The organism is Methanobrevibacter sp., assembly GCF_045577275.1.
In the GTDB taxonomy this organism is placed as follows: Archaea; Methanobacteriota; Methanobacteria; order Methanobacteriales; family Methanobacteriaceae; genus Methanobrevibacter.
On the sequence record NZ_JAZNIB010000108.1, the window covers coordinates 1 to 6,067 of the forward strand.

4 protein-coding genes are annotated in these 6,067 nt (G+C 30.4%); 3 read left to right on the forward strand and 1 reads right to left on the reverse strand.

What is annotated here, in order from left to right; translation table 11 throughout:
• Window positions 1-148: 148 nt before the first annotated feature.
• Window positions 149-2,698 carry a UvrD-helicase domain-containing protein gene (locus tag ACKI67_RS03590; RefSeq protein WP_407462023.1) on the forward strand — a complete coding sequence of 850 codons (2,550 nt, stop codon included), beginning with the start codon at window positions 149-151 and terminating at the stop codon, window positions 2,696-2,698.
• 86 nt (window positions 2,699-2,784) lie between these two features.
• The gene (locus ACKI67_RS03595) at window positions 2,785-4,134 is read left to right on the forward strand and encodes a hypothetical protein (RefSeq protein WP_407462024.1); all 1,350 of its coding nucleotides are present in this window, start codon (window positions 2,785-2,787) and stop codon (window positions 4,132-4,134) included.
• A 139-nt stretch (window positions 4,135-4,273) separates the two neighbouring features.
• Here ACKI67_RS03595 and ACKI67_RS03600 read toward each other — a convergent pair whose 3' ends face one another.
• Complete coding sequence (locus tag ACKI67_RS03600) at window positions 4,274-4,951, reverse strand: DUF169 domain-containing protein (RefSeq protein ID WP_407462025.1); 678 nt, start codon at window positions 4,949-4,951, stop codon at window positions 4,274-4,276.
• A 259-nt stretch (window positions 4,952-5,210) separates the two neighbouring features.
• On the opposite strand from ACKI67_RS03600, the gene ACKI67_RS03605 reads away from it, so the two are divergent.
• On the forward strand, window positions 5,211-5,963 hold the full coding sequence (locus ACKI67_RS03605) for an exodeoxyribonuclease III (RefSeq protein WP_407462026.1): 753 nt from the start codon (window positions 5,211-5,213) through the stop codon (window positions 5,961-5,963).
• Window positions 5,964-6,067 lie beyond the last annotated feature (104 nt).

Here is a 6,067-nt window from a genome sequence, read left to right on the forward strand (position 1 = left end):
AATATATAATTAATTGAATTTAAATTTAAAATATTATTTTTCATTTGCTCAGTGATAAGTTATATTTATATAAAAAAATAAAATATTTATAGATTATTAAATAATTAAATGCATTAATCGATTTATTAAATGTAAGCGGGGTAAAAAATTGATAGATTATGAAGAATTTGAAGAAATCGTTGTAAACGTTTTAGAAAGGGATATTTCTTCAAATGAGGACCAAAAATTAGCCATATCTTCACCAAAGGACCAATCCTTGTTTATTGTAGCAGGCCCTGGTTCAGGAAAAACAACCGTTATGGTAATCAAGATATTGAAATTCATTTTTGTTGATGATGTTTCACCTAATGAAATATTGGCTACCACTTTTACCAGAAAGGCTGCTAGCGAACTATTGTCACGTATTCTCAGTTGGGGAGATAAGATAAGATCTAAGTTAATTGCGCATTATATGGATAAGATGTTCAGTGGTGAACTCATTGATGATACAATTATAAAGGAGATTCATAGGATTGATTTCAATCAAATAAAGGTTGGAACAATAGATAGTGTGGCTGATGAACTATTGCGTATACATAGGCAGGCAGGTACCAGCAAACCTATTTTAATTGAAGACTTTGTTGCCAATTCAGTTATGATCAACGAATGCCTCTTAAAGGAAGACAGGTATAAAAACGAAGCATTGCAGGAATATTTAGCTGAAGTGACAGGAAAGGAATCCAATAATGAGAAAAAGCCTAAGATAAAGAATCTAACTATTATGGCTGATACATTGCTTAAAATAAAAGAGCATATTTATTATAACATGATTGATATCAATGATATTCTAAAGGATGTGACTCCGGCTGAAAGAGGCAAGCAACTGGCCTTAAAACTAATTGCAGAATATGTTGAAAGGCTTCAAAGTCAAAACATATATGATTTTGCAATGTTGGAAACCAAATTTTTAGATAGGTTAAATTCCAATAGTTTAGATGTTTTCCTTGATGAAATAAAGATCATCTTAGTTGATGAGTATCAGGATACCAATTTGCTGCAGGAGAGCATATACTTTAAGATTGCTGAATCTGCCCTTAAGAATGGTGGAAATATTACTGTGGTTGGTGATGATGACCAATCATTATATAGATTCAGAGGAGCCAGTGTAGACCTCTTTACAAATTTCATTGAACGTGTAAGCAGAATTGGAATTGAAGCCCAGGAAGTTAATCTTAAAACCAATTATCGTTCTTCATCCAATATTATTGACTTATGCAATGACTTTGTTGAATTGGATGATGAATATCAATCTGCACGTGTAAACGAGAAGCCTAAAATTGAGTATCCTAATTTAGGAGATACTGAAGATAGTGATGATGAAGGTGAAGAGGCTAATGCTGACATAAATAGAATACCTGTTTTGGGAATGTTTAGAAAAAGCGAACAGCTTTTAGCATCTGATTTATCTAAATTAATAGATGAATTGAATAGAAACGGAATTGTAAAGAGAAAGGTCAAAAGGGTTTTAACAAAAGAAGATAATAAACGCTTGAATTTCGATAATAAGGAAACCTTGATTAATTATAGGGATGCTGGATTTAATTTGGCTAAAGATGAAGATGAAATTATCATAGAACTTGATGAAAAGGGTTCTCCTGAAGATATAGCATTTTTAACTTATTCCCCAAAGGAACTTTCTGCTAATGGTCAACGTACTTTTCCTTTTGCATTAAAAAAGTATTTGGGAAAATTAAGGCATCCTATTGAAGTTTTTAATCCAAGAGGTCAGGACTTGCAGAATATCGATGCTGTTGCAGTTTTCTGTGGTCTGATGTTGGAATGCATAGATCCTAATTCTAATTTCCAAAAGATAAATGATAAGATACCAAATTCCGCAAGTATGAAGATGACTAAATGGCGTAAAAAGGCAGTGTCCTATATGAATGATGTCAATCCGGAACCTCATTCCCCAGTTTCACTTGAAAAGTTCATTACTCATTGGCAAATGAGATATCCTTTTTCATCAGATGAATCTGCAGAGATTAAATGGCCTGAAAAGGCAAGCTTGATGGAATTGGCTTATAAATTAGTTACTTGGATTCCACAGCTGCAGGAGGATGATGAAGGAGTTGTATACCTTAAGGCAATTACTCAAACCATCACTCAAACTAGTTTCTTCAATAAATATTCTGCAAATATTGATTTTTCCTCTATGGAAGATGAGAAGGAATCTGTAAATGAGGCTTTATTAAACATTTTTGTTCCTATTGCAACAGGTGGAGTGCAGATAGATGAGAACTTATTTGAAGTTATTCCATCAAATAGATTCAATATAATGTCCATTCATCAATCAAAAGGATTGGAATTTCCTTTTGTTATTGTTGATGTAGGCTCACGCTTTAAGAAGAATCTATCCAAGGAATCAAATCTTAGATTCCCTAAAAAGGCAGATTCAACATCAATCCTTCAAGATAGGATCAAAAGATACAGTTCATTATCAATAAATGAAAGGGATTCAACTGATTGTGCATTTGATGATTTGACAAGATTATATTTCGTTGCTTTTTCAAGAGCAAAAGATGTTTTATTATTAGTTGGTTTAAATCAAAGCATTGATGGATATAGTCAAAAGGAAAAACTTATAAAAATACCTAACGTTGCTTTAGGTTGGAATAGGGATGAAGAATTTATAGGTTTTGACAATATATATTTGATTTAATTTATCGTTATTTTAAGTAAAATATATTAAACTTTATATGAATTTTGGGATTAATTAGAGAAATAATATTAATAATTGGTGTAAGAATGAAACTTTCAACAAAATCCAAAGAATATATCATACCAGAATATAGTTTAACCGGTGATTTATTATCATTTTTAACATGTAATCTTCAATACCGTTATCAAAATAAGGGCAATCTTCCACCATCAATGCCTGTACAATTATGGTTTGGTGAATTCATTCATGGAGCATTGGAAGAGGCATATTTAAGATGGGAAAGATGTCCAGAAGATAAAAGATTGGAATTTCCTTGGGACTGGGAAAAGGAGATACGTCCTATTGAAGAGTTGATTACAAGCAGATTAAAGGTTAAGGGATTGAATCCACCTATAGAATATCAAAATAATTATGGGCCAAAGGATAATATTTACAGTGCAAGGTTGGAAAGGTCCATTAATCTTTGGGGAGCTCATTTATTCCCTTTAATTGAGGATACTGAAGTATTGATTAAAGGTTTAAGAGACTTGGATGATGAAAATGCAAGGTCTGATTATTATTCAATCAATGGTGTTGTGGATGTTTTAAGTTCAATGAAGATAGATAGGGAATCACAAAGAATCAACCAAAAGTCATTTCAGGATACATTGGATTTTTATTTTAATAATCATAGCAATGAGAATAAGAACGATCATGAGAATGATCATGAAGTAAATGATGGAAATAAGATTTTGGATTACCTCTCTAAGAATGAGGAATTTAAAAAACTATTGGATGAAGGATTAGATGAATATGAAATAATCATTGATTATAAAGGTATGAGAAGACCTAGTGCACCAAACAATGAAGAGTTTTCAAATATCCAATCCATGATGGTCAATGGAGATCTGGATGATTCAGAAGAATATATGAAATATAAGGCTTGGATTCAGCATGAATGGCAGATTTTGACATATGCATGGCTTAGAAGGAAACAAGAGGACTCAGAAAAACCAGTAGTGGGCATTATCTTTTATTTGAATGAATTAGTTCCTTCAAATGACGACTTGAAAGCAATCAAAGAGGATTTAATCAACAATGAAACAGACATTTCCATTCATTCTATCTCTTTAGAGGATTGGGAACTCATTAAGAATTGGAATGAAGATGATGATTTGGCGATTCACAGAGATTTATCAGATAAGTTTAAGATGGATAGGTCAATTAGGATAATCAATATTGATGATGATCTTATGGATGATTCCTTAAAGGAATTCGATAAGGTCGTAAGTGATATTGAATCCTCTTTAGTAAAAGAGATGAATGGACTTTCAATTAAGGAAGCTTGGAAAGCTGATGCAGAAGAGAGAACATGCACTGCATGTGATTTCAGAACATTTTGCAATAAGAAAAAAAGTGAGGATACAGAAAATAAACAAGTGTTTACAATTCCTTAAAATAATAAAAAAAGAATTAGTTATAATTTCTTATAACTAAAAATATCATTTAAATCTAATAAAGTCTAATTAACTCTATTAAATCTATTAAATCTAATTAAATCTATTAAATCTAATCAAATTATTAAATATAATTAAATTATATATTTTCAAATGCTTCCAATAATGGTTTAATGCTATCGCAAGGTAAACCGATGATTATTTCCTCATCCACGATTCCTGCATAACCTCTGGAACCATTACATGCCAAAGTAGCATTTATCTTATTTGTTACATAAGGAGCACTTACAGCATCTGCACATAATGATTGAATACCTGCACAACTATATTCAACTTTTCCTCCTTGGTTGTATACAATTCCTTGTGTAATGTACATTCCAAACTTAGGAAGTGTAATGACAACCACTACATCAGGAATGAAATCAGCCTTTTCAAGAGGTGCATAGATGATTCCTAAGCTTTGTTCATCCTTTCTTGGTATATTATCTATTACAGATTTAGCAGTCTCAACACTATCAAATCTTCCTAATTTATAGTAGAATTCACCGGATGCAATCTTAGGAGGAAGTGGTTCCAATCCCATAGCACTTGATCCACCCTTACATTTTTGTTCTGCAGCAGTTGAGTAGAACATGGCACCGTCAGCTGCTTTTGTAACCATTTCACAATGTCTAAGGGTTTCATCTATTTTTTCAATTCCTTCAGGAATTTCATCCAAATCATTGAAAAATTTAATTGCAACAGGAAGTCTAGTTAAATTAAGCTTTTCTTTTAATACTTCAGCTGTTTTTACATTGTCTTCTATAGTATAATCCATAATAATCACCATATCTTTATTTTAGAAAAAAATTAAAAGTTAATAAATAATATCTCAATAATTATATATTAATGTTATGAATTATTATTCATTATGATCTTTTAGAAAAAATACTAAAAGCCTTAAAAAAGTGCTAATTTTTTTATGTATACTACAATAAGTTTATATTATTTAAAATTTAAAATTATATTGTTAATATAAATTTTAAGAATCAATAATTTATATTTATTAATTTTATTTAGTTTTAGGAAGCAAAATAATGAGTGAATTAAAGTTAATTTCATGGAATGCAAATGGTATAAGAACTCGTATAAAAAATAAGGATGTAAATCCTATTTTGGAAAAAGAGCCAGATATGATTCTCTTCCAAGAAACAAAAACATCTTATGAAAAAATGGATAAAAAATTCTTGGAAAACTGTGGATACGAATATTATTTCTTAAAAGGAGAAAGTGCTAGAACTGGTGGATTAGCTACTTTTACCAAAGAAAAACCTTGTGTAGTCAGAAGGTTCTTCATTGAATCTGCTGATGCATTAGGAAGAGCATCTATCTTAAATTATGAAAATTTCTCTTTAATTCATGTTTACGCTCCTGCAGGAACTGGCAGTAAAGCTAAATTAAATGAAAAGCTTGATTTCTTTAATAACTTTTTATCCTTTGCAGAATTAGCTAAGGATAAGAACATAATTATTGCTGGTGACTTTAATATTGCTCATAATGAAGATGACATTTCTGATTTGGATACCAAAGTTACCTTTACTGATGAAGAAAGGGAAATATTGGATAAATTAGAATCTTTAGGTTATGTTGATGCTTTCAGAATATTCAACAAGGAAGCAGGACAATACACTTCCTTTAAAAACCAAGAAGCACGTGATGCAAATGAAGGATCACGTTTAGATTATTTCTTTGTTTCTAAATCATTAAGCGATAAAGTTAAATCATGTACAATTTTAGATGAAATTCAAAGTTCAAAACACGCTCCAATAGAGTTAATTTTAGACTTTTAAGTTTTATCTTATTTTTTCTATTTTTACTTTTTTTATATTTTATAATTTTTTTAATATTTTTACATCTATAATATTCTTTCATTTTTAAAAATTTTTTTAATATT